General features: G+C 67.3%; 25 protein-coding genes. 14 read left to right on the forward strand and 11 right to left on the reverse strand.

What is annotated here, in order from left to right:
- The first annotated feature begins 64 nt into the window (after positions 1–64).
- From U6115_RS00630 to moaE, 5 genes are all read left to right on the forward strand, one after another.
- Positions 65–697 carry a LysE family translocator gene (locus U6115_RS00630; RefSeq protein WP_231882465.1) on the forward strand — a complete coding sequence of 211 codons (633 nt, stop codon included), beginning with the start codon at positions 65–67 and terminating at the stop codon, positions 695–697.
- An 83-nt stretch (positions 698–780) separates the two neighbouring features.
- Positions 781–1845, forward strand: a complete 1065-nt coding sequence (gene fba, locus U6115_RS00635; protein ID WP_043573101.1) for a class II fructose-bisphosphate aldolase — start codon at positions 781–783, stop codon at positions 1843–1845.
- A gap of 275 nt (positions 1846–2120) precedes the next feature.
- Positions 2121–2996 carry a type 2 periplasmic-binding domain-containing protein gene (locus tag U6115_RS00640; RefSeq protein WP_043572821.1) on the forward strand — a complete coding sequence of 292 codons (876 nt, stop codon included), beginning with the start codon at positions 2121–2123 and terminating at the stop codon, positions 2994–2996.
- Positions 2997–3089: 93 nt separating this feature from the next.
- Entirely contained in the window at positions 3090–3341 is a 252-nt protein-coding gene (moaD, locus tag U6115_RS00645) for a molybdopterin converting factor subunit 1 (protein WP_043572823.1), read from the forward strand.
- A 1-nt stretch (position 3342) separates the two neighbouring features.
- Positions 3343–3825 (forward strand): molybdopterin synthase catalytic subunit MoaE, encoded by a 483-nt coding sequence (gene moaE, locus U6115_RS00650; RefSeq protein ID WP_043572825.1) that lies wholly within the window; start codon positions 3343–3345, stop codon positions 3823–3825.
- A gap of 16 nt (positions 3826–3841) precedes the next feature.
- Here the strand turns inward: moaE and thpR are convergent, their stop codons facing one another.
- The 5 genes from thpR to U6115_RS00675 all read right to left on the reverse strand — a co-directional run bounded on the left by thpR (position 3842) and on the right by U6115_RS00675 (position 10004).
- Entirely contained in the window at positions 3842–4363 is a 522-nt protein-coding gene (gene thpR, locus U6115_RS00655; RefSeq protein WP_043572826.1) for an RNA 2',3'-cyclic phosphodiesterase, read from the reverse strand.
- 8 nt (positions 4364–4371) lie between these two features.
- Positions 4372–5985, reverse strand: a complete 1614-nt coding sequence (locus U6115_RS00660) for a response regulator (protein ID WP_043572828.1) — start codon at positions 5983–5985, stop codon at positions 4372–4374.
- Positions 5986–6096: 111 nt separating this feature from the next.
- On the reverse strand, positions 6097–7710 hold the full coding sequence (locus U6115_RS00665; protein WP_052257934.1) for a response regulator: 1614 nt from the start codon (positions 7708–7710) through the stop codon (positions 6097–6099).
- Between the two features lie 23 nt (positions 7711–7733).
- Complete coding sequence (locus U6115_RS00670) at positions 7734–8870, reverse strand: PilT/PilU family type 4a pilus ATPase (RefSeq protein ID WP_043572830.1); 1137 nt, start codon at positions 8868–8870, stop codon at positions 7734–7736.
- Positions 8871–8966: 96 nt separating this feature from the next.
- A complete protein-coding gene (locus tag U6115_RS00675) occupies positions 8967–10004 on the reverse strand; it encodes a type IV pilus twitching motility protein PilT (protein WP_043572832.1) in 1038 nt (345 codons plus the stop codon).
- Positions 10005–10130: 126 nt separating this feature from the next.
- Here U6115_RS00675 and U6115_RS00680 point away from each other — a divergent pair, with 126 nt between their 5' ends.
- The 6 genes from U6115_RS00680 to aroG all read left to right on the forward strand — a co-directional run bounded on the left by U6115_RS00680 (position 10131) and on the right by aroG (position 14550).
- The gene (locus tag U6115_RS00680) at positions 10131–10826 is read left to right on the forward strand and encodes a YggS family pyridoxal phosphate-dependent enzyme (protein ID WP_043572834.1); all 696 of its coding nucleotides are present in this window, start codon (positions 10131–10133) and stop codon (positions 10824–10826) included.
- Positions 10827–10876: 50 nt separating this feature from the next.
- Complete coding sequence (gene proC, locus U6115_RS00685; RefSeq protein WP_043572836.1) at positions 10877–11680, forward strand: pyrroline-5-carboxylate reductase; 804 nt, start codon at positions 10877–10879, stop codon at positions 11678–11680.
- 9 nt (positions 11681–11689) lie between these two features.
- Positions 11690–12274 (forward strand): YggT family protein, encoded by a 585-nt coding sequence (locus tag U6115_RS00690; protein ID WP_043572839.1) that lies wholly within the window; start codon positions 11690–11692, stop codon positions 12272–12274.
- A 78-nt stretch (positions 12275–12352) separates the two neighbouring features.
- Positions 12353–12658 carry a c-type cytochrome gene (locus tag U6115_RS00695; RefSeq protein ID WP_043572841.1) on the forward strand — a complete coding sequence of 102 codons (306 nt, stop codon included), beginning with the start codon at positions 12353–12355 and terminating at the stop codon, positions 12656–12658.
- Between the two features lie 283 nt (positions 12659–12941).
- Positions 12942–13352: an RNA polymerase-binding protein DksA gene (gene dksA / locus U6115_RS00700; RefSeq protein ID WP_021478430.1), complete on the forward strand. Its 411-nt coding sequence runs from the start codon at positions 12942–12944 to the stop codon at positions 13350–13352.
- Between the two features lie 133 nt (positions 13353–13485).
- On the forward strand, positions 13486–14550 hold the full coding sequence (aroG, locus tag U6115_RS00705; protein WP_043572845.1) for a 3-deoxy-7-phosphoheptulonate synthase AroG: 1065 nt from the start codon (positions 13486–13488) through the stop codon (positions 14548–14550).
- Between the two features lie 62 nt (positions 14551–14612).
- On the opposite strand, the gene U6115_RS00710 is transcribed toward aroG, so the two are convergent.
- The gene (locus U6115_RS00710) at positions 14613–15605 is read right to left on the reverse strand and encodes an extracellular catalytic domain type 2 short-chain-length polyhydroxyalkanoate depolymerase (RefSeq protein WP_043573106.1); all 993 of its coding nucleotides are present in this window, start codon (positions 15603–15605) and stop codon (positions 14613–14615) included.
- 132 nt (positions 15606–15737) lie between these two features.
- The gene (locus U6115_RS00715; RefSeq protein WP_043572848.1) at positions 15738–16121 is read right to left on the reverse strand and encodes a carboxymuconolactone decarboxylase family protein; all 384 of its coding nucleotides are present in this window, start codon (positions 16119–16121) and stop codon (positions 15738–15740) included.
- A 110-nt stretch (positions 16122–16231) separates the two neighbouring features.
- Here U6115_RS00715 and U6115_RS00720 point away from each other — a divergent pair, with 110 nt between their 5' ends.
- Positions 16232–17107 (forward strand): LysR family transcriptional regulator, encoded by an 876-nt coding sequence (locus U6115_RS00720; protein WP_197466039.1) that lies wholly within the window; start codon positions 16232–16234, stop codon positions 17105–17107.
- A 13-nt stretch (positions 17108–17120) separates the two neighbouring features.
- Here U6115_RS00720 and U6115_RS00725 read toward each other — a convergent pair whose 3' ends face one another.
- Complete coding sequence (locus U6115_RS00725; protein WP_043572850.1) at positions 17121–18380, reverse strand: deoxyribonuclease II family protein; 1260 nt, start codon at positions 18378–18380, stop codon at positions 17121–17123.
- A 392-nt stretch (positions 18381–18772) separates the two neighbouring features.
- Here U6115_RS00725 and U6115_RS00730 point away from each other — a divergent pair, with 392 nt between their 5' ends.
- Positions 18773–19501 carry a class I SAM-dependent methyltransferase gene (locus tag U6115_RS00730; protein WP_043572852.1) on the forward strand — a complete coding sequence of 243 codons (729 nt, stop codon included), beginning with the start codon at positions 18773–18775 and terminating at the stop codon, positions 19499–19501.
- Between the two features lie 65 nt (positions 19502–19566).
- On the opposite strand, the gene U6115_RS00735 is transcribed toward U6115_RS00730, so the two are convergent.
- Positions 19567–21588, reverse strand: a complete 2022-nt coding sequence (locus U6115_RS00735; RefSeq protein ID WP_043572855.1) for an NADPH-dependent 2,4-dienoyl-CoA reductase — start codon at positions 21586–21588, stop codon at positions 19567–19569.
- Positions 21589–21798: 210 nt separating this feature from the next.
- On the opposite strand from U6115_RS00735, the gene U6115_RS00740 reads away from it, so the two are divergent.
- Positions 21799–22365, forward strand: coding sequence for a carbonic anhydrase (locus U6115_RS00740; RefSeq protein ID WP_043572857.1), 567 nt, complete (start codon positions 21799–21801; stop codon positions 22363–22365).
- Positions 22366–22453: 88 nt separating this feature from the next.
- Here U6115_RS00740 and U6115_RS00745 read toward each other — a convergent pair whose 3' ends face one another.
- Both U6115_RS00745 and U6115_RS00750 read right to left on the reverse strand, forming a co-directional pair.
- Positions 22454–23065, reverse strand: a complete 612-nt coding sequence (locus tag U6115_RS00745) for a glutathione S-transferase family protein (RefSeq protein ID WP_043572858.1) — start codon at positions 23063–23065, stop codon at positions 22454–22456.
- Between the two features lie 19 nt (positions 23066–23084).
- Complete coding sequence (locus tag U6115_RS00750; RefSeq protein ID WP_043572859.1) at positions 23085–24005, reverse strand: alpha/beta hydrolase; 921 nt, start codon at positions 24003–24005, stop codon at positions 23085–23087.
- Positions 24006–24019: the final 14 nt, after the last annotated feature.

Here is a 24019-nt window from a genome sequence, read left to right on the forward strand (position 1 = left end):
CAGGATGGGCGATAATCGCAAGGTCGGAATCCTACCGGCGGATGCCCGCGACAACCGAGGAGAAATGATGCCGCTGCACACCTGGCTGATGTTCATCACCACCATGTTTTTCGTGTCCGCCACGCCCGGCCCCAATATGCTGCTGGCGATGACCCACGGCATCCATTACGGCGTGCGCCGCACGCTGATGACCTGCTTCGGCCTGATGAGCGCGCTGGGCCTGCTGATGCTGGCCTCGGTGGCCGGGCTGGGCGCGGTGCTGGCCACCTCGGAAGTGCTGTTCTCCGCCATCAAGTACGCCGGCGCGGTATACCTGGTGTATCTGGGCGTGAAAACCTGGCGCAGCCCGCCGCAACCGGTGGCCGAACTGCGCGAGGACGCCGCCGGCCAGCACGGCCCCTGGGCGCTGTACCGCCGCGGCTTCCTGGTGGCGATGAGCAACCCCAAGGCGCTGATCTTCTTCGCCGCGCTGTTCCCGCAATTCATGGACACCCACCAGCCGCAGGGGCCGCAGCTGGCCATCCTGGCGCTGTCGTTCTTCGTGATCGAGTCGAGCTGGCAACTGACCTACGCCAGCAGCGGCGCCAAGCTGGCGGGCTGGATGAACAGCGCGCGCCGGCTGAAGCTGGTCAACCGCTTCAGCGGCGGCGCCTTCGTCGGCGCCGGCGTGCTGCTGACCAGCCTGTCGCGTCAATAGTTTCGGCGGCCGGCGATACGCCAGCCGCTTCATTTTTTTGCAAACAAGCTTCGCCGCCGGCGAAGCCCATGAGGGAGAATTTCATGGCACTCGTTTCTATGCGTCAGCTGCTGGACCACGCTGCCGAGTACAGCTACGGCCTGCCGGCCTTCAACGTCAACAACCTGGAGCAGATGCGCGCCATCATGGAAGCCGCCGACAAGGTCGACGCGCCGGTGATCGTGCAGGCTTCGGCCGGCGCCCGCAAATACGCCGGCGCGCCCTTCCTGCGCCACATGATTCTGGCGGCGGTGGAAGAATTCCCGCACATCCCGGTGGTGATGCACCAGGACCACGGCACCAGCCCCGACGTCTGCCAGCGCTCGATCCAGCTGGGCTTCTCGTCGGTGATGATGGACGGCTCGCTGAAATCCGACGGCAAGACCCCGGCCGACTACGGCTACAACGTCGACGTCACCCGCACCGTGGTCAACTTCGCCCACGCCTGCGGCGTGTCGGTGGAAGGCGAGATCGGCTGCCTGGGCAGCCTGGAAACCGGCATGGCCGGCGAGGAAGACGGCGTCGGCGCTGAAGGCGTGCTCGACCACAGCCAGCTGTTGACCGACCCGGAAGAAGCCGCCCGCTTCGTCAAGGACACCGGCGTGGACGCGCTGGCCATCGCCATCGGCACCAGCCACGGCGCCTACAAGTTCACCAAGAAGCCCACCGGCGACGTGCTGCGCATCGACCGCATCAAGGAAATCCACGCCCGCATCCCCAACACCCACCTGGTGATGCACGGCTCGTCCAGCGTGCCGCAGGAGTGGCTGCAGATCATCAACGAATTCGGCGGCGACCTGGGCGAAACCTACGGCGTGCCGGTGGAAGAAATCGTCGAAGGCATCAAGCACGGCGTGCGCAAGGTCAATATCGACACCGACCTGCGCCTGGCCTCCACCGGCGCCATCCGCCGCTTCCTGGCGCAAAACCCGAAGGAATTCGACCCGCGCAAATACCTGAAGGTGTCCACCGACGCGATGCGCGACATCTGCATCGCCCGCTACGAAGCCTTCGGCGCCTGCGGCCAGGCCAGCAAGATCAAGGCCATCAATCTGGACACCATGGCCAATCTCTACCTGAAAGGCCAGCTCGCGCAGATCGTGCGCTGAGCCCGCCCGGCGATGAATGCCGCCGCGGTTTGTAGGGCTATTGTAAAAAGCCTTGCGGCGCGCGGCGCTTGCTGCAATAATTCATTTGTCATTTCAGGAAAGGGTTTCGCATGACATCTTTGCTCGCCCCGCCGCGCTCAAGCCAGCCGCCGCGGCAAGCGGAAGCCATGCTTTCTGCCCGACCCGCCGTCCAGGCGGGTTTTTTTATGCCCGCCCGCCAGCCGCCATCGGCGCGGCTATGCTGAATGGAGTGACATTCCCGAGGGAGAGCGGCGATGTGGCGGTGGCTGCTGTTGCTTTGCCTGGCGCCGGCCGTCCTCGCGGCCGAGCCGATGCGCGTGGTGTACCCGGCCGGCGACAGCGCCGACGCGTTCCGTTACGACGACATCCGCGAACTGCTGCGCGCCGCGCTGGACAAAACCGCCGACGCCTACGGCCCCTACACGCTGCAGCCCAGCAGCTGGCCGATGGACGAAGAGCGCTCGCTGGAAGAGCTGCGCCGCGGCCACGCCGTCAACGTCGCCTGGAGCTCCACCTCGGAAGCGCGCGAGCTGAACCTGCTGCCGGTGCGGGTGGACCTGCGCAAGGGGCTGCTCGGCTACCGCATCGCGCTGATAGACGGCAAGCGCCAGCCGGAATTCGACCAGGTGCATAGCCGCACCGACCTCGGCCGCTTCCTGATCGGCCAGGGCAAGGGCTGGGGCGACATCAAGGTCTACCAGGCCGCCGACTTGCGGGTCAGCACCGGCCGCTACGACATGCTGTTCGGCATGCTAAGCCAGCGCCGCTTCGACCTGCTGCCGCGCAGCGTGCTGGAGGTATTCGACGAATACCGGCATTTCCACGGCAAATACCCGAATCTGGAGGTCGAGCAGCGCCTGCTGTTCTATTACCCGTGGCCCTACTACTTTTTCTGCAACCGCGACGATCCCGCGCTGGCGGAACGCCTGCGGCTGGGACTGGCGCGGATGCGCGCCGACGGCAGCTTCGACGCCATCTTCTGGAAATACCACCGCGACGCGCTGCGCCAGGCGCGGATGAGCGAACGCCGGCTGATCCCGTTCGCCAATCCGCTGCTGCCCGACAGCGCGCCGCTGAACGACAAGTCGATGTGGTACGACCCCCTGCGCGACCGGCCGCCCAAACCCTAGGCCAGCGCCGGCATTGGCTGGCCGGCGCCGATTGCTTACACTAGCCCCATCGAGGCGCGGCCGCTGCCGGCCGCCTACAGGAAAGATCGCACGATGCAATTGAACATGCTGTATTTCGCCCGGCTGCGCGACACGCTGGGGCTGGATTCGGAAACACTGGACAGCGAGGCCGCCACCGTGGCCGAGCTGCTGGCCGAGCTGCGCCAACGCGGTGGCGAGTGGGCGCGCGCGCTGGCGGCCGGGCAAACCTTCCGGGTGGCGGTCAACCAGGACATGGCGAGCGGCGACACCCCGCTGGCCGACGGCGACGAAGTGGCGGTATTTCCGCCGGTGACCGGAGGCTGACATGACGATCAACCATATCCGGGTGCAGGCCGAGGCCTTCGACGTCGGCGCCGAGGTGCGGCGCTGGTCGGCCAACCCGGCCTGCGGCGCGGTGGTCAGCTTCACCGGCCTGGTCCGCGACTACGGCGACCGCCAGGACGTGGTGGCGCTGGAACTGGAGCATTACCCAGGCATGACGGAAAAGGCGCTGGCCGACATCGTCTGCGCGGCGCGCAAGCGCTGGTCGCTGAAGGGCGTGACGCTGATCCACCGCGTCGGCCGCCTGGCGCTGGGCGACCCCATCGTGCTGGTGGTGGCGGCCAGCAGCCACCGCAGCGACGCCTTCGAAGCCGCCTCCTTCCTGATGGACTATCTAAAGCAGCAGGCGCCGTTCTGGAAATGCGAGATCCTCGCCGACGGCAGCCGGCATTGGGTGGAGGCGCGCGACAGCGACGCCGAAGCCGCGGCGCGCTGGGATGCCGGCGCGGCGGACGCGTCCGCCTGACCGAGACCTGCGCCGGCTAGCGAGCCGCGCCGCCGCGCCAACCGTCCAGGCGCTGGTAGCGCGCGCCGTCGGCACTCAGGCTGGACGCGATCAGCGCCAGCTCGCGCAGCGCCAGCCGCAACGGCGGCACAGTCTGCGGCGGCAATGGCTGTCGCAGCTTGCGCAGCAGCGTCAGATGCGGCCGGAACGGCTGCGCGTCCAGCCGCAGCCCCTGCGCGCGCAAATCCCGCCTGAGCGCCATCACCCAAGCCTGCAGCGCCGCGTCGGCCGCCGCGGGCGCGCACCAGCCTATTCCGCCTTCCCAGCTGCCCAGGCAATCCAGCGTCAGGCTGGCCGGCAGGTCCGCCGCCGCCCGCTCGGCGCAATCGGCGGCGCGCTGCAGGGCCAGCGGGCCAAGCTCGCCCAGGAACGCCAGGGTCAGATGCAGCTGCGGCAAGGGCAGGCAACGGCCGCCAGCCTCGCGCTGCATCGCCCGCTGCCACTGCGCCAGCCGCGGCAGACAGCCGGGCGGCGGCAGACAGGCCAGGAAGACGCGCATGGACCATTTCAGGCGCGCGGGCGCAGCAGCGCCTGCCGCCGCCTGACGAAGCCTCGCACCCTTTCGTTGTCCTGCGGCAGCCATTGCAGCAGCTGGCGCAGATCCTGCAGCGGGTCGGCGTAGTCCTGCGCGGCCTGCTGGCGGTTTTCGCAGATGCGCAGCAGCATCGCGCAGCCATACATGCCCAGCCGCTGGTTGAGGGTGGCCATCGCGTCGCGGCGCAGCATGTCGGCGGCAGCCTCCAGCTGCCCCTGGTTGGCCAGTTCCAGCGCCGCCTGGCTCTTGCCCTGCAGCTCGTCGTAGGCGGTCCTGATCGCCGCCAGGCAGGCCGGATGCTGGCGCGCGGCCTCCTGCAGGCTGCCCAGCTCGTGGCGGCCGTCGGCGAAGCGCAAGGCGATCACGCGCGCCCATTCCGGCGCCTGCGCGGCGGCCTGGCCGGCCGGCAGCCGCGCCGTCGCCGCCAAAAAGCGCAGCGCGCCGTCGAAAGTGGTTTCCGCCGCCCGCAGCCATTCCGCGCCCTCCTCCAGCTGGCCCAGCGCCTGCTCCGGCCGCTGCTGCGCCAGCGCCGCCATCGCCCGGCACACCGCCAGCATCAATTGGCCGCCGGGCTGCTTGCCCAATTGGGTCGAGATGTCGTTCTGCAGCCGGTCCAGCTGTTGGGTCTGCCCGCTTTCGCTGCGCGCCTGCATCAGGTCGACCAGCACTTCCGGGCCGAAGAAGGCGTTGTTGCGGCCGATGTCCACCGCGCGCTGCAGCTGGTCGGCCGCCCGCGCCGCCTCGCCGCTGCGCAGCAGCGCCTTGCCGTAGTTGTGCAGCCGGGTGAAGTTGCGCGGCGAGATGCCCACCGCCTTTTCCAACACCGCGGCCGCTTCCTGGTAAGCGCCGTCGTCCACCATGTTCTGCGCCAGCAGGTCGTAGGCGTCGGTGTAGCGCGGCGCGATGGCGATCACCTCGTCGAGCAGGACATTGGAGCGGGAGCTGTCGCCCTGTTCGGCCAGGATGCGCGCCACCCCCATCTTGGCCCAGGGAATCTCCTCCTGCGCCAGCAGCCCCTGGTAAACCTGCAGCGCCGGCTCGTACAGGCCTTCGCTCACCAGCAGCTCGGCGCGCAGCCGCAGCGCGTCCAGCCGGCTTTGCCGGCTGTCGGCCTGCTGCGCCAATTCCTGCAGCGTCTGGATCGCCTGCTCGGTCTTGCCCTTCTCCAGCAGCCGGTGCGCCGGCGCGAGGTAAGCCTTGCGCTGCAGCGCCAGCTCAAGCCGGTCCAACAGCTGCTGCGAGCTGAACGGCTTGAGGAAGTAGTCGTCCGGCGCGGTCTCGGCGGCGGTCACCACCTGGGTGTAATTGCGCTCGCCGGTGATCATCACCCACAGCGTCGACAGCGGCAGCGTGCCGCTTTTGCGCATCAGTTCCAGCAACTCCTGGCCGTTCATGCCGCTGCCCAGATTGTAGTCGCACAGCACGATGTCGAAGCGCTTGGCGCGCAGGCGGTTGCTGGCCTCGCCGGCGTGGCTGGCGGTTTCGGACTGGGTGACGCCGGCCATGGCCAGGATGGCGCGGATGCCCTGGGCCATGGTCAGCGCGTCGTCGACGATCAATACCGTGGTGTTCGCCTTGAAAGCCATGGACAGCCTCGCGGGTGCCGGCGGCCGGCGGCCGCGGCGGGGTGGATGGCGGACCGGGCGGACCCGGCGTCGATTGCTACCAGTCTAGCCTGCCGCGCCGCGGCGGCGCGCTCATTCGCATTCCGGGTCCAGCGCATGGTGGCGGCGGATGAAGCCGCGCACCCGCTCGTTGTCCTGCGGCAGCCAGTGCATCAGCTGCAGCACCTGGCGGTCTTCCTCCGGGTACGGCTTGCCGGCCTTGCTGCGGCTTTCGCAGGTGCGCAGCAGCAGCGCGCAGGCGTTCATGCTGATGCGCTCGTTCAGCGTCTTCTGCGACAGCAGGTAGAGCATGGCGGCGGCCTCTTCCAGCTTGCCGGTGCTGGCCAGCTCCACCGCCTTGTTGCTTTCGGTCTGCAGCGTGTCGTAGGCGGTTTCGATGGCGCCGTGGCAGGCCTCGTGCTTATGCGCGATCTCCAGCAGCGTGCCCAGCTCGTGGCGGCCGTCGGCGAAGCGCAGCGCGATGCTGTGCGCCCACTGCGGCGGCAGCTCGCTGTTGACTTCCGCCGGCAGCCGCACCGCGGCGGCGAGGAAGCGCTGGGCGCTGGGGAAGTCGGTTTCGCGGGCGCGCAGGTCTTCCGCCACCGATTGCAACTGGGCCAGCGCGTCGCTGGGGCGCTTCTGCGCCAGCGCGGTCAGCGCCCGGCACACCGCCATCGTCAGCTGGCCGCCGGGCAACTCGTCCATGCGGCTGGAGATTTCCGCCTGCAGCCGGTCCAGTTGCTGGGTCTGGCCGCTTTCGCTATAGGCCTGCAGCAGGTCCACCAGCACGTCGGGGCCGAAGAAATTGTTGTTGCGGCCGACTTCCACCGCCCGCTGCAGGTAGTCGGCGGCCTTGGTCGGGTCGCCGCAGCGCAAGAGCGCGGTGCCGCAGCTCTTCAGCCGGTTGAAGTTGCGCGGCGAGATCGCCACCGCCTTCTCCAGCACCACCGCGGCGGTCTGGTACTGGCCGTCGTCGATCAGGTTTTGCGCCAGCAGGTCGTAGGCGTCGGTATAGCGCGGCGCTTCGGCGATGATCTCGCGCAGCAGCGCGTTGGATTCCTGGCTTTCGCCCTGCTCGGCGACGATGCGCGCCACCCCCATCTTGGCCCAGGGAATCACCCGCTGGGTCAGCAGCTCCTGGTAGATGGACAGCGCCTCGCCCTGGCGGCCTTCGTTGACCAGCAATTCGGCGGCCAGGCGCTGCGCGTCCAGCCGGTACTGCGGGTTGGAGGTTTCGCGCGCCAGCTGCTGCAACACCTGGATCGCTTGCTCCACCTTGCCGGCGGACAGCAGCTTGTGCGCCGGCGCGAGAAAGGCCTTGCGCTGGCCGGCCAGGTTCATCCGGTCCAGCAGCAGCTGCGAGGCGAACGGTTTGAGGATGTAGTCGTCCGGCGCCATCTCGGCGGCGGCCACCACTCTTTCGTAGTGGCGTTCGCCGGTGATCATGATCCAGATGGTGGCCAAGGGCAGGTTGCCGCCCTTGCGCATGGCTTCCAGCAATTCCTGGCCATCCATGCCTTCGCCCAGGTTGTAGTCGCACAGCACCACGTCGTAAGGCTTGCCGCGCAGGCGGTTGCGCGCCTCGCTGGCGTTGCTGACGGCTTCCGAGCGGGTGATGCCGGCCATGGACAGCATGGTGCGCAGACCCTGGCGCACAGTGTGGGAGTCTTCGATGATCAATACGGTGGTAGAGGCGTCAAAATGCATGATGGCTTATGGCGTGGCGCCGTTCAGACAATATCCAGGTGGTCGATGCCCTCCAGCGGGTCGCGGTTGCGGCCGCTTTCGCTGTAGAGCTTGATTCTCAGGCGCAGGTCGTTGATGGAGTCGGCATTGCGCAGCGCGTCCTCGTAGGTGATCAGCTCGGCCTCGAACAACTCGAACAGCGACTGGTCGAAAGTTTGCATGCCGGCCTCGCGCGAGCGCGCCATCACCTCCTTCAGGCCGGCGATCTCGCCCTTGAACACCATGTCCGACACCAGCGGGCTGTTGAGCAGGATCTCCACCGCCGCCACCCGGCCGCGGCCGGACTTGTGCGGCACCAGCCGCTGCGAAATGATGGAGCGCATGTTCAGCGACAGGTCCATCAGCACCTGCTGGTGGCGCTCCTCCGGGAAGAAGTTGAGAATGCGGTCCAGCGCCTGGTTGGCGTTGTTGGCGTGCAGCGTGGCCAGGCACAGGTGGCCGGTTTCGGCGAACTGCAGGCCGTAGGCCATGGTTTCGCGGTCGCGGATCTCGCCCATCAGGATCACGTCCGGCGCCTGGCGCAGCGTGTTCTTCAGCGCGACTTCCCAGTTTTCGGTGTCGACGCCGATCTCGCGCTGGGTGACGATGGACTTCTTGTGGGTATGCACGTATTCGATCGGGTCTTCGACCGTGATGATGTGATCCTGGTTGTGGGTGTTGCGCCAGTCCACCAGCGCCGCCAGCGAGGTGGACTTGCCGGAGCCGGTGCCGCCCACGAAGATCACCAGGCCGCGCTTGATCAGCGCGATGTCCTTCAGCACCTCGGGCAGGTTCAACTGGTCGAAGTTGGGGATGTCGGTGTTGATCTTGCGCAGCACCATGCCCACCATGCCCTGCTGGACGAAGGCGCTGACGCGGAAGCGGCCGATGCCGGGCGGGTTGATCGCGAAATTGGCTTCCTTCTTCGCCTCGAACTCCTCGGTCTGGCGGTCGTTCATGATGGCGCGCACCAGCTCCTTGCTCTGCTGCGCGGACAAGGGCTGCGGCGCCACCGGCGTGATCTTGCCGTCTATCTTCATCGCCGGCGGAAATTCGGCGGAAATGAAGATGTCCGAGGCGTTCTTGCCGATCGCGTGCTTCAGCAGATCATGGATGAATTTGGAGGCCTGGTCTTTTTCCATGGCGGCTTACCCTGCGTGAAACTGCTTCCAGTCTAGCCCGCCGACGCCATTCGCAGCGGGAGATTGCGGCCGCGGCCTTCTGCCAAAAGCGCGGTTTCAGAACGAATCCTTGTTGCTGGCCTTGGCGCGCGCCTCGCCCGGCGACACCATATTGCGCCGCACCAGCTCCGCCAGGCACTGGTCCAGCGTCTGCATGCCGTGCTGCTGGCCGGTTTGTATCATCGAGTTGATCTGCGCGATCTTGTTTTCGCGGATCAGGTTGCGGATCGCAGGCGTGCCTATCATGATCTCGTGCGCCGCCACCCGCCCCTGGCCGTCCTTGGACTTCAGCAGCGTCTGGGCGATCACCGCCCGCACCGATTCCGACAGCATCGAGCGCACCATTTCCTTTTCGCCGGCCGGGAACACGTCGACGATGCGGTCTATGGTCTTGGCGGCGCTGCTGGTATGCAGCGTGCCGAACACCAGGTGGCCGGTTTCGGCCGCGGTCAGCGCCAGCCGTATCGTTTCCAGGTCGCGCAGCTCGCCGACCAGGATCACGTCGGGGTCCTCGCGCAGCGCGCTTTTCAGCGCGTTGGCGAAGCTCTGGGTCTGCAAGCCCAGCTCGCGCTGGTTGATCAGGCTTTTCTTGCTTTCGTGGACAAACTCGATCGGGTCTTCCACGGTAAGAATGTGCGAGAAGTCGTTTTCGTTGACATAGTCTATCATCGCCGCAAGCGTGGTGGACTTGCCCGAGCCGGTCGGCCCGGTCACCAGCACCAGGCCGCGCGGATAGCCGGCGATCTCCTGGAAGATCTTCGGCGCCGCCAGCTGTTCCAGCGACAGCACCTTGCTGGGAATCACCCGGAACACCGACGCCATGCCGCGGTTCTGCACGAAGGCGTTGACGCGGAAGCGGGCGATGCCGGGCAGCTCGAACGAGAAGTCGCACTCGTAGACGTCCTCGAAGATCTTGCGCTGGTAGTCGTTCATGATGTCGTACACCATGTCGTGCACGTCATGGTGGTCGAGCGGCGGCAGGTTGATGCGGCGGATGTCGCCGTTCACCCGTATCATCGGCGGCAAGCCGGCCGACAGGTGCAGGTCGGAGGCCTTGTTCTTGACGGTAAAAGCCAGGAGCTCGGAAATTTCCATATAATTCTCCTCGATGACATCGCCGCCGCCGATTCCCCGCTGGCATGGCCGGTCCTGCAATGCATTGTATGCGTTGGCCGGACAGCCGGATATCCCCCGTCGCGGAGGCTAACGGACAAAAACGACATGACAGACACCCTTTCCACCCGGCTGCGCCAGGTCGGCGCGCGGCTGGCCGACGCCTGCCGCCAGGCCGGACGCGCGCCGGACGCGGCCGCGCTGCTGGCGGTGAGCAAAACCTTCCCCGCCGCCGACCTGCGCGAAGCCTACGCCTGCGGCCAGCGCGCCTTCGGCGAAAACTACGTGCAGGAATTGCAACAGAAGTGCGAAGCCTTGGCCGACCTGGCGATAGAATGGCACTTCATCGGCCCGCTGCAGTCGAATAAAACCCGCATCGTCGCCGAACTCGCGCATTGGGCGCACTCGATAGAGCGGCTGAAAACCGCCGAACGGCTGTCGGCGCAGCGGCCGGACTCTCTGCCGCCGCTGAACGTCTGCGTGCAGGTCAATGTGTCCGGCGAGGCCAGCAAGAGCGGCTGCGCGCCCGAAGAGGCGGCGGCGCTGGCGCGAGCGGTGGCGGCGCTGCCGCGCCTGCGCCTGCGCGGCCTGATGTGCATACCGGAGCCGACCGCCGACGCAGCCAGGCTGGCGGCGCAGTTCGCCGCCTTGCGCGCGCTGGCCGAAGGGCTGCGCGCCGAAGGCCTGCCGCTCGACACGCTGTCGATGGGCATGTCGGCCGACCTGGAGCTGGCGGTGGCCGAAGGCGCCACCCTGGTGCGGGTGGGCTCGGCCATCTTCGGCCGGCGCGGCCAGCCGCAATAAACATCGGCTCCCGGCCGGGCCGGGAGCCGCAATCGCAAGGGGACAGCATCATGCGCATCACTTTCATCGGCGGCGGCAATATGGCCGGCGCCATCATCGGCGGCCTGGCCCGCCAGGGCGGCCACCGCATCCATGTGGTGGAGCATCAGCAGGACAAAATAGACCGGCTGGCGGCCGACTTCGGCGCCAGCGGCGGCCAGACCTTGCCCGAACGCTTTTCCGCCGACGACGTGGTGGTGCTGGCGGTGAAGCCGCAGCAGCTGCGCGAGCTGTGCCTGGCGCTGGCGCCTGCGCTTGACGGCGCGCTGGTGGTGTCGATCGCCGCCGGCATCCGCCTGGACGCGCTGGCGCGCTGGCTGGGCAGCACGCGCATCGTGCGGGTGATGCCCAACACCCCGGCCATGGTCGGCAAGGGCGTGTCCGGCCTGTACGCCGACGCCGCCGTGCCCGCGGCCGACCGCGCCGCCGCCGAAACCATCATGCGCGCCGCCGGCCTCACCGTCTGGCTGGACGACGAAACCGGCATCGACGACATCACCTGCGTGTCCGGCAGCGGCCCGGCTTACGTGTTCTATTTCATAGAAAGCATGATAGAGGCCGGCGTGAAGGCCGGCTTCAGCGAGACCCAGGCGCGCGAGCTGGCATTGGCGACCTTCGACGGCGCGGTGGAGCTGGCGCGGCAAAGCCCGCTGCCGGTGGCCACGCTCAGGCAGAACGTGATGTCCAAGGGCGGCACCACCGAGCGCGCCATCGCCCGCTTCGAAGCCGAGGGCGTCAAGGCGGCCATCGTCGCCGGCGCGATGGATTGCCGCGAGCGTTCAATCGAAATGGGCCAACAACTCAGCCAGGAGTAAGCCGAAATCATGTTTGTCGATACCCTGCAGTTCCTGATCAAGACCCTGTCCGGCCTGTTCGTGCTGGTGCTGCTGCTGCGTTTCTACCTGCAGGTGGCGCGCGCGCCGTTCAAGCACCCGCTGTGCCAGTTCGTGATGGCCGCCACCAACTTCCTGGTGCTGCCGACGCGCAAGCTGGTGCCCTCGGTGCGGAATTACGACACCGCCACCCTGCTGCTGGCCTGGCTGGTCTGCCTGCTGGCCAATATCCTGAGGCTGTTGCTGGGCTCGCTGCCCGAGGTGTTCGCTTTCCCGCAGGTGTGGGTTTCGCTGTTCCTGCTGTCGGTGCTGGAAGTGTTCAAGCAGTCGCTGACCCTGCTGATGGGCGCGGTGGTGGTGCAAGCGGTGCTCAGCTGGGTCAACCCCTACAATCCGATCGCGCCGGTGCTGGACAGCCTGACCCGGCCGTTCCTGCGTCCGTTCCGCCGCGCGGTGGTGGGCGGCGTCGACCTGTCGCCGCTGGTGCTGCTGCTGATCATCCAAGTCATCATGATGCTGCCGGTGCAGGCGCTGGAAGCAGGCTTCTTGACCCAACTCAAGGTCGTACTCCAGTAAAGCGGGTTATTTGTCATACTTTTGGACAGCTGCCGGCCGTTTTGGCCGGCGGCCACGTGAAACGATAGGGAGAATCACATGAAAAAGACCCTGCTTGCCGCCCTGCTGCTGGGCCTGGCCGCCGCGCCGGCGATGGCCAGCCTGCAACTGGCCCAGAAGTACAGCTGCACGGCCTGTCACGCGGTGGACAAGAAGATCGTCGGCCCGGCCTACAAGGACGTCGCCAAGAAATACGCCGGCCAGAAAGGCGCCGAGGCGATGCTGATGGCCAAGGTGAAAAACGGCGGCTCCGGCGTATGGGGCCCGATCCCGATGACCCCGCACCCGAATATTCCCGACGCCGACCTGAAGGCGCTGGTCAAATGGGTGCTCAGCCAGAAATAAACACCGGCATTGTCTGTGTGCGGCAAGTCCGCAACCAGGCTTGCCTCAATTCAAAGGCGGCAAAAGCCGCCTTTGAACTTGTATGGGAATATCCGGTCGAAACCCGCACTCTGATTACGTTTCCCAAAATGGGCGAGCTTGTTATCGGTGCGAAACCGGGCTATACCGAATGTTAGCGGCAGTGGGTGATTATTTGGATTTCAAGCTCAAGACAGTTGCGCAAACATTGGCCCGCCGGTAATCTTCTCCGCCTGTTGCCAACTCTATGCTGGAAGCACCAAACATGGCTAAACTGACCGAACAGGATATCCTCAACTGGGAAGGCGATGATTACATGAACGCCGACCATCTTGAGTTCTTCAAGGACCGGTTGTTGCAAATGCAGCAGGAGTTGCTGGTAAACGCCAACGCCACTGCCAACCATTTGCAGGAACAGGAAGCGACACCCGATCCCGCCGACCGGGCCACGCTGGAAGAAGAATACGCGCTGGAACTGCGCACCCGCGACCGCGAGCGCAAGCTGCTGCAGAAGATCCAGGCGTCCATCCGCCAGATCGACGACGGCTCCTACGGCTTCTGCGAGGACACCGGCGAACCCATCGGCCTGAAACGCCTGATGGCGCGCCCGACCGCCACGCTGTCGGTGGAGGCGCAAGAGCGCCGCGAACGCATGAAGCGCCAGTACGCGGACTGATACCCCGCGCCTTCCCTAATCCAGCGCCACCGCCGCCAGGCCGTGGCGCTTTTTGCATGCTGGGTTGTCTGGGGCCGACAAATGCGGTTATCTTGCTGCTATGCAGAAAACAAGTTAGCCAAGGGACACCAGCATGCAACGCCAGACCGACGACGTCAGAATCCGCGAGATCAAGGAACTCCTCCCGCCTATCGCCCACCTGTATGAGCTGCCGATCAGCGAACAGGCTTCCGAGCTGATCTACAACACCCGCCGCGACATCTCGGCGCTGCTGCGCGGCGAGGACGACCGCCTGCTGGTGGTGATCGGCCCCTGTTCGATCCACGACACCGACGCCGCGATCGAATACGCGCAGAAGCTGGCGCCGCTGCGCGCCGCGCTGGCCGGCGAGCTGGTGGTGGTGATGCGGGTGTACTTCGAGAAACCGCGCACCACCGTCGGCTGGAAGGGCCTGATCAACGATCCGCACCTGAATGAGTCGTACGACATCAACGCCGGCCTGCGCATCGCCCGCCGCCTGCTCTTGACGCTGAACAACCAGGGCATGCCGGCCGCCACCGAATTCCTCGACATGATCACGCCGCAGTACTTCGCCGACCTGATCAGCTGGGGCGCCATCGGCGCGCGCACCACCGAAAGCCAGGTGCACCGCGAGCTGGCCTCCGGCCTGTCCTGCCCGGTGGGCTTCAAGAACGGCACCGACGGCAACCTGAAAATCGCGGTCGACGCCATCCGTTCGTCCAGCGTGCCGCACCACTTCCTGTCGGTGACCAAGACCGGCCATTCCGCCATCGTCTCCACCGGCGGCAATCCGGACTGCCACGTGATCCTGCGCGGCGGCAAGGAACCCAACTACTCGCCGGAGCACGTGCGCGCCGCCGCCGCCGAACTGACCGCGGTCGGCCTGCCGCACAAGCTGATGGTGGACTTCAGCCACGCCAACAGCCGCAAGGACTACCGCCGCCAGATGGAAGTGAGCGCCGACGTGGCCGGCCAGATCGCCGGCGGCGACCGCAACATCTTCGGCGTGATGGTGGAAAGCCACCTGGTGGAAGGCCGCCAGGACCAGAAGCCCGGCTGCGAGCTGACCTACGGCCAGAGCATCACCGACGGCTGCCTGGGCTGGAGCGACACCGAGAAGCTGCTGACCCAATTGGCCGAAGCGGTGAAGGCGCGCCGCGCCGGCGCGGCCGAGTAAGCCCAGCCCGCCGCAATGAAAACGCCCCGCGCCAAGCGGGGCGTCCGCTTTTCGGCGCCGCCTCAGCGCGCGGAAACCAGGCGGTCGGCCATCGCCTTCAACGCCTGCATCTGCAGGCCTTCCTTCCAGGCATAAGCCGGCCCGGTGTAGGCGAACCAGTCCCAGCAGCCCTGCGGATTCGCCGCCGAGGTGGTGGTTTGCGGATACAGCACCAGGATGCGGTTGCTGTCGGCCCACTCGTTGTAGCCGGCGTGGGCGTAGAAGTCGTCGCCCACCGCGCCGGCGTACTGCTTGCAGCCGTGCAGCGCGATATGGACCTTGCACGCCTCGCCTTGCTCGCAGGCCTTGGGCACGTAGACGAAGCCCTCGTCGGCCAGGCTGCTGCCGACGGCGGCATACGGCCGCTGGTCGAAGCGGACCACCCGGCCGCCCAGCGCCTGCGCCTTGGGCTGCAGCGGCCCGTAGATGTGCCGCAGCAGCACGCCGGCCTGGTCGTAACCCTGTCCCTGCCAGCTGCAATGATTGATGTAGGGCGAGGCGGTGGTTCCGCAATCGTTGCCGTAGGTCGGCGTGATCTGCGCATGGCCGGCCGGCAGCCGGCGCTCGTACTGGATCTGCCTGTCCGGCACCCCGGCCAGGCGGAAGAAGGCGGCGGCGCTGTCGACCACCGGCGTCTTCACCGTGTTGTCCTGGCTGCCGCTGAACAGGTAGACCCGGCTCCTGGCCAGGTTGGGCAGCGGGTCGATATGGCCGCCGGCGGCGAAGATGCCCGCCGCGGCCAGCAACTGCGCCGCGCTGGGCGGCGGGCCGCTCATGCAGGCGGCGGTGCCGGCGAAGCTGCCCAGCGCGCAATAGTACGGACCGCCGGCCACCACGCCGACGCCCACCACCGACGCCGAATACGCCACCTGGTACTGCACCGCCATGAAGGCCCCCGACGACAAGCCGGACACCGAAGACTGGCGGGCGTCGCCGTGGAAGGCCGGCAGCGGCTCCGCCGCCCAGGCCGGCAAGGCCAAGGCGGCCGCCAGCAGAATCACATGCCTGATGCTCATGAACGCTCCTTGCAATGAAAGGCCGTCCCCGCCGGCGAGATGCCGGTGGCGGCCGGGAAATATGAATATGGCAAATAATTCATTGAAAATCAATGACAAATGTCAGGCATGCCGATTTCCGGCCCGCTCGCTTCACGCCTCCTCGGCCAGCACGTCCTTCAAGGCCAGCAGCGCATTGCTCACCGCCGGCCCGCCGGCGTAGAAAGTCAGCTGCAGCACGGTCTCCATGATCTGCCGCCGGCTGGCGCCGGCGCGCAGCGCGGCCTCGGCATGGGCCACCAGCTGCGTCTGCGCGAAGCCCTGGGTGGCGCAGGACGCCACCAGGATCAGCTCGCGGGTGGCCAGGTCCAGCCCCGGCCGGCTCAGGATGTGGCCTGTAGCCCAGGCGATGGCCATGTCGGCGAAGTCCGGACAAATGTCCTGGATCTGCGCCACCCGCGCGCCGCCGGTGTGGCCGCCATGCAGAAACGCCATCAGCTCCAGCCCTTTTTGGTATTGCGCGTCGTTGCGTATCATCGAAATTCTCCTGTGCGTGCCGACGCAAATGCGTCCGTCATCAGTATCATTGCGATGAATGGATTGATAAACGCGTGAACGGTGCGATCACCGCGCACCAGGAGTTCTCAATGCTGGATCTTTGCAGCAGCATGGCGATATTCGTGCAGGCCGTGGACAAAGGCAGCTTCACCGCCGCCGCCGACGCCTGCGGCCTGTCGGCCACCATGGTGGGCAAACATGTCCGCGCGCTGGAAGCGCGCGTCGGCGCGCGCCTGCTCAACCGCACCACCCGCCAGCAATCGCTGACCGAGGTCGGCCGCATCTACTACCAGCATTGCCGCCAGCTGCTGGCGGACATCGCCGTCGCCGACGGCTGCGCCGACGCCTTGCGCGCCGCGCCGCGCGGCCTGCTGAAAATCCACGCGCCGGTGACTTTCGGCAGCCTGCGCCTGGCGCCGGCGCTGGCCGTCTACCTGCGCCGCCACCCCGAGGTGGAAGTGGACCTGACATTGGCAGACCGGATGGTGGACCTGGTGGAGGAAGGCTACGAGGCGGCGGTGCGGATAGGCGAGCTGGCCGATTCCAGCCTGGTGGCCAGGCCGCTGCAGCCCTACCGGATGTGGCTATGCGCCGCGCCGGCCTACCTGGCCGAACGCGGCGCGCCCTCCGAGCCGGCGCAGCTGGCCGGGCACGATTGCCTGGGCTTCGCCTACTGGCGCCACAAGAACCGCTGGCGCTTCGGCTCCGGCGAAAACGTGGCGGTGCGCGGGCGCTTCACCGCCAACAACGGCCAGGCGCTGCGCACCGCCGCCCTCGCCGGCCTGGGCATCGTGATGCAGCCGGAGGCGCTGCTGGCCGACGACGTCGCCGCCGGCCGGCTGCTGCGCCTGCTGCCCGACCATCCGCTGCCTAGCCGCCCCATGCATCTGCTCTACCCGGCCGATCGCCGGCCGACGCCCAAGCTGGCCAGCTTCATCGACTTCATGCTGGCCGCCTTCGCCTGAGCGCCGGACCGCGTCAGCGCGCGGCGGCGGCGGTGCTGCCGCCGATCAGCTTGCCGATGGACTGCGCCAGCGCGGCGTTGGGCAGCGCGAAGAACAGGCCGCCGCGGCCGTTCTGGGCGCTGGCGCAATTGCCGGACAGCGCGCCTTCCTGGTTCATGTCGCCGAAAATCGCGTAGGCGGTGCCGCCGCTGGTGCTGACGCCGATCTTGGCGTGGTTGAAGTTCTTGCCCAGCCCGCCCTTCAGCGAGAAGGTCTGGCCGGCCCAGCTGCCGGAGGTGGCGATGGCCACCGGACCCGGCGCCGGCAGGCTGCTATCCCAGCAGGCTGGCGCGCCGGCCTTGGTGGTCGTCGGAATCGCGTAGCTCTTGCTGGCTTCCCACCAGGTGGCGGCGCGCAGCGAAATGCCGCCCAGCTCGGCCGAAACCAGTTGCCACGGCGCCACTTGCAGCGCGGAAGGCTTGGCGATCAGGGTGACGCCGCTGGACAGCTTGCTCACCTGCGGCGTCACGCTGTCCGATTGCTGGCCCAGCTGGCTGACCGCGCTCTGGATGTCGGCCGGGCCGCCGTTCTTGACGATCTGCGGATTGCCCGGATCGGTCACCGCGCTGGCGTTGGCCAGGCCCTGCAGCACCGCCAGTACGTCGGCATGGCTGAGTTTCAGCGAGAAGAAGTGCTGGCTGACTTCGACATCGTTGTCCTGCACGCAGCCCAGGGTGTTGCCGTCGCTGCTGCGCGGATATTGCGCGCTGCCGGAAGCCGGCCACGACGGCGTGCTCACCTGCATCACCACGCCGTTGCCCTGCGCGTCCCAGGCCAGCACGCCCTTGGAATGCCCCCACGGCGCGTTGCAGGCGTTGCCGGAGCAGGACGGGATGGCCGGGTCGTCGTAGAACTGGTCGTTCCACACCACGTAGTTCAGCGTGCCGTTGTAGATCTGGTTGAAGGTGGCCCCCACCGGATCGGCCGGGGTATCGCCGATGCAGCCGCCGCCCTGGCTCAGGCTGGGCTGGCTGCTGCTGGCGTAGACGTACTGCTGGCTGTAGCTGCCGCCGCTGGTATAGCTTTGCGGGTTGCCGCCGAACTGGCAGCTGTTGACCTGGGCCGCGCCGCCGCAGCCGGGAAAGGAGGCGGCGTTGAATTTGAAGGCGAACCACCAGTTGACCGGGTGGCTGGCGTCCAGCAGCGGCGATGGGGCGGCGTGGGCGCTGCCAAGCGCGGCGAGGCTGAGCGCGGCGGCCAGGGCGGCGCGGCGTAAGGCGGTGGGAACAGTCATGGCGTTTCTCCTTTGTAGGTATCGTAGGGCGGTCTGAAAATGTCGACCGCGCGCCATGCTGATTGAGTATTATTTCGAAAGCTTTAAGACGCGCCCCGCCGCAACAGATGTTAACCAAGTGTCCACTTATCCACAGCCATGCGTCGCCATCGCAATTATCCACAAGCCGGCGCGCGCCGGGAAAACGGGTTAGAATGGACGGATGCGCGCACTCGACATCCTGATCGTCTCCAGACCCCGCGTCACCCCATCGCGGGGTGAGAGGGAAACGCGCGCGCGCATTCCGGGAGCCTAGCTCCGTCCCTCTCAAGCCCCGCCGTCCGCGGCCGGGCTTGTCTTGTTGGCATCAAACGCCCAGCCGTCGGCTTTTCCCGACATGGAGTTTTTTGACAATGACGCAAAACATCTACGACACCCCCGAATTCTTCCACGGCTACAGCCAATTGAACCGCTCAGTGCACGGTTTGGCCGGCGCGCCGGAATGGCCCAGCCTGCGGGCGCTGCTGCCGGCATTGCAAGGCGCCGCGGTGGCCGATCTGGGCTGCGGCTACGGCTGGTTCTGCCGCTGGGCGCGCGAGGCCGGCGCCAGCGCCGCGCTGGGCCTGGACGTTTCGGAAAAGATGCTGGCCCAGGCCGCGGCGATGACCCGCGACGACGCCATCGAATATCGGCGCCAGAACCTGGAAACCTTGCAATTGCCGCCTGCCGCCTTCGATCTGGTCTACAGCTCGCTGACCTTGCACTACATCGCCGACCTGGCCGGCCTGCTGGCCGCCTGCTACCGGGCCCTGAAACCGGGCGGCCGCCTGGTGTTCTCGATCGAGCATCCGATCTTCATGGCCGCCCGGCAGCCGGCGTGGCTGCAGGATGCGCAAGGCGGGCGCTGCTGGCCGGTCAGCGGCTACCAGGACGAAGGGCCGCGCGTCACTCACTGGCTGACCGACGGCGTGATCAAGCAGCACCGCACCCTCGGCACCTTGCTCAATCAGGTGATGGCCGCCGGCTTCGCGCTGCGCCACATCGAGGACTGGGGCCCCAGCGCCGAGCAGGTGGCGGCGATGCCGGAGCTGGCCGAGGAAAGAGAGCGGCCGATGCTGCTGTTGGTGTCGGCGCAGCGCTAGCCCGCCTCGTTTCCAGATAAAAAGCCCCCGCCGAGGCGGGGGCTTTTGCTGCGCGGACTGGGCGATCAGATGGCGGCGGCCAGGCGCGAGCCCTGGTCGATGGCGCGCTTGGCGTCCAGCTCGGCCGCCACGTCGGCGCCGCCTATCAGGTGCACCGGCTTGCCGGCGTCCAACAGCGGCTGCTGCAGTTCGCGCAGCGGGTCCTGGCCGGCGCAGATCACCACCGTGTCCACCGGCAGCAGCTGCTGCTCGCCCTTCACCGTAATGTGCAGGCCGGCGTCGTCGATCCGGTCGTAGCTGACGCCGGACACCATCTTCACCCGCTTCATCTTCAGGCTTTCGCGATGGATCCAGCCGGTGGTCTTGCCCAGGGTTTCGCCGATCTTGCTGGTCTTGCGCTGCAGCAGATAGACCTCGCGCGGGCTCGGGTGCGGCTGCGCGCCCTGCGGCGCCAGGCCGCCAGCGGTGTCGCCCGTCATGTCCACGCCCCACTCGCGCATGAAGGCTTCGGCGTTCAGCGATGTGGACTGGCCTTCGTGGCACAGGTATTCGGCGGTGTCGAAGCCGATGCCGCCGGCGCCGATGATGGCCACTTTCTTGCCCACCGGTTTCTTGTGCTTGAGCACGTCGAGATAGCTGAGCACCTTGGGGTGGTCGACGCCGGGGATGGCCGGCAGGCGCGGCGCGATGCCGGTGGCCAGGATCACCTCGTCGAAGCCGGCCAAATCGGCCGCGGCCACGCGGGTGTTCAGTTTCAGTTCCACGCCGGTGGTTTCGATGCGGCGCTTGAAGTAGCGCAGCGTTTCGTAGAACTCTTCCTTGCCCGGAATCTGCTTGGCGACATTGAACTGGCCGCCGATTTCGGCCGCGGCGTCGAACAGCGTCACCGCGTGGCCGCGCTCGGCGGCGACGGTGGCGAAGGCGAGACCCGCCGGGCCGGAGCCCACCACCGCCAGCTTCTTCGGCGCGGCGGCCTGGTCGTAGTTGAGCTCGGTTTCGCGGCAGGCGCGCGGATTCACCAGACAGGAGGTCAGCTTGCCCTGGAAGATGTGGTCGAGGCAGGCCTGGTTGCAGCCGATGCAGGTGTTGATCTCGTCGGCGCGGCCTGCCGCCGCCTTGTTGACGAAGTCCGGGTCGGCCAGGAAGGGGCGCGCCATCGACACCATGTCGGCGCAGCCGCCGGCCAGGATCTCTTCCGCCACTTCCGGCGTGTTGATGCGGTTGGTGGTGATCAGCGGGATCTTCACCTTGCCCATCAGTTTCTTGGTCACCCAGGCGAAGCCGCCGCGCGGCACCATGGTGGCGATGGTCGGCACCCGCGCTTCATGCCAGCCGATGCCGGTGTTGATCAGGGTGGCGCCGGCCTTCTCGATTTCCAGCGCCAGCTGCGCCACCTCGTCCCAGTTGCTGCCGTCCTGCACCAGGTCCAGCATCGACAGCCGGTAGATGATGATGAACTCGGGGCCGACCGCCGCGCGCACCGCCTTGACGGTTTCGATGGCGAAGCGGATGCGGTTTTCGAAGCTGCCGCCCCAGGCGTCGGTGCGCTTGTTGGTGGCGCGGGCGATGAACTGGTTGATCAGATAGCCTTCCGAGCCCATCACCTCGACGCCGTCGTAGCCGGCCTCTTGCGCCAGCTTGGCGCAGTTGGCGAAGTCGGCGATGGTCTGCCAGACGTCGGCGTCGGACAGCTCGCGCGGGGTGTAGAAATTGATCGGCGCGATCAAGGGGGACGCCGACACGCACTTTTCCTGGAAGCTGTAGCGGCCGGAATGCAGGATCTGCAGCGCGATCTTGCCGCCGGCGGCGTGCACCGCGTCGGTGACCAGCTTGTGCTTGGGCACCTCATGCGCGTCGGACAGCTGCGCCGCGCCCTCGGCGACGCAGCCTTCGGCATTGGGGCCGACGCCGCCGGTGACGATCAGGCCGACGCCGCCGCGCGCGCGCTCGGCGTAGAAGGCCGCCATTTTTTCGAAGCCGTTCGGGGATTCTTCCAGGCCGGTGTGCATCGAACCCATCAGCACGCGGTTTTTCAGCGTGGTGAAGCCCAGGTCCAGCGGCGCCAGCAGGTGCGGGTAAACGCTCATGTTTCTTCCTCGTGTCCGTTATGTAGCGGCCCGGGCGCTGCGCGCCCAAGCCTTTGATTCGTCTGGCGATGTCAGCTCTGCCAGTCAAGATACTTACTGGTAAGTAAGTTGTCAACGCGGCCGCCGGCAAACCGCTTGGCATGTTGCGCGCGCAGGCTCTTATAATCGCGGCAGGCAGCTTGAAGCTGCCCTCACAAAGGAGAACAACAGATGTGCCAAGAAACGCACCACGCTCACACCGATTGCCTGACCCCGCTGCAACAGCGCCCGCTGGGCCGCCGCGGCTTCCTGCGCCTGGCCGCGCTGGGCGGCGGCGCCGCGCTGCTGGGCAGCTTTGTGCCGCGTACGGCCTGGGCGGCCGGCGGCACCGACGTGCTGCTATTGTCCTGCATGGACTACCGGTTGGTGGATGAAACCGCCGCCTTCATGGACAGCCTGGGCCTGCGCGACAATTACGACCACATCGTGCTGGCCGGCGCGGCGCTGGGCGCGGTCACCGACAAGTTCCCGGCCTGGAACGCCACATTCTGGCAGCACCTGGGCATCGCGCTAGACCTGCACCACATCAAGAAGGTGGTGCTGCTGGACCACCGCGACTGCGGCGCTTACAAGGTGATTCTGGGAGAGGATTTCGGCCAGCAGCCGGCCAGGGAAACCCAGGTCCACGCCGAAACGCTGAGGCGCTTGAGCGGCATGATCGTCGCCAAGCACCCGCAACTGCAGGTGGAGCGTTACCTGATGGCGCTGGACGGCAAAGTGGAGGCGATCGCCGCCTGAGCGCCGGCGCGGGCCGCCACCGCGCCCGTAAGGCTCGCGGGCATGGCCGGCGGCCCGCCCGCGTTGCGCAAACGCCAGGCGGGCGGGCTTATTCGCCGTGGCGCTCGGCGGCGCGGCGGTAAGCCGGGCGGGCCTCGATGCGGTCGACGAAGCGCGCCAGATTGGGATAGCGCTGGCGGCCCTCGCCGCGCACCGCTATCTGGGCGACGAAGGACAGCTGCACGTCGGCGCCGGTGAGATCGTCGCCGACGAAGTAATCGCGGCCGGCCAGTTCGCCGTCCAGATAGCCCAGATGGTTGTCCAGCTCGCTGTGGATGCGCGGATGCAGCGGCGCGCCGGCCTCGCCCAGCGTGCCGACATACAGCTGCAGCAGGATGGGCAGCATCGCCGAGCCTTCGGCGTAGTGCATCAGCTGCACGTAGCGGTTGTAGTCGGGCGAGGCGATGTCCGGCGCGAAGCGGCCGTTGCCGTAAGTGCGGATCAGGTAATCGACGATGGCGCCGGATTCGATCAGCACCGCGTCGCCGTCGCGCAGCACCGGCGCCTTGCCCAGCGGATGGATGGCCTTCAGCGCCGGCGGCGCCAGCCGGGTTTTGGGATCGCGCTCGTAGCGCACGACGGCATAGTCTTGGCCCAGTTCTTCCAACAGCCAGGTGATGCGGCGCGAACGCGATTGATTCAGGTGGTGGACTTCTATCATGGCGGCTCCGGTCGGGGATTCAGGCGGCGGGCGCGACGCGCGCCAGCCAGGCGAGGATATCGCTTTCCACCTCGGCGCGGTTGCTTTCGTTCAGCATCTCATGCCGCCCGCCGGGGTAGACCTGGCTCTGCAAGTCCAGCACGCCGGCGTCGCGGTAGCGGATTTCCAGCTGGCCCAGCGCCAGCCGGCCCAGGCTGACCGGATCGCGGCTGCCGGCGAACAACAGCACCGGGCAGCGGCGCTGGATGCCCTGGCCCGCCGCCTCGCCGTTTTCCATTTCGACGATGCCGGCGAACAGGTCGGCCCACAGGCCCGGCGTAGGGTCGAAGCCGCAGTCCGGGTCGGCGAGGTAGGCGTCCACTTCGCCCGCGTCGCGGCTCAGCCAGTCCATCTTGGTCCGCCATGGCGGAAAGCCCAGATTGAAGCTGCCGAACACCAGCGCCGCCATCAGCCGGCTGGGCCGGTCCCAGCCCTTGCGCCGCCCGAGGAAGCGGGCGACGGCGCCCAACAGCCGCGCCAGCGGCCGCTGGCGGTAGCCGGTAGACGACAGCATCAGGCCGGACAGCAGGCCGCCGTAGCGCAGAAAATAGGCGCGGGCGATGAAGCTGCCCATGCTGTGGCCCAGCAGGACGACGGGCAGGCCGGAATGCCGCTCCGCCGCGTGGCGGCGCACGGTTTCCACATCATCCACCACCTTGCGCCAGCCGTCCTCGGCGGCGAAAAAGCCGCGCGGCGCGGGGGAGGCGCCGTGGCCGCGGTGATCGTGCGCGTACACCGCGCAGCCGGCCGCCGTCAGCGTTTGGGCGAAACGGTCATAGCGCGCGGCGTATTCGCTCATGCCGTGGGAAATCAGCACCACGGCGCGCGGCGGGCCGTCAGGCAGCCATTCGCACAGCGGAATGGCTTCGCCGTCGGCGGCGGTCAGAAAGGTACGGTGCATGCGCTTGCCCTTGC

It is taken from the genome of Chromobacterium subtsugae, assembly GCF_035919665.1.
In the GTDB taxonomy this organism is placed as follows: Bacteria; Pseudomonadota; Gammaproteobacteria; order Burkholderiales; family Chromobacteriaceae; genus Chromobacterium; species Chromobacterium subtsugae.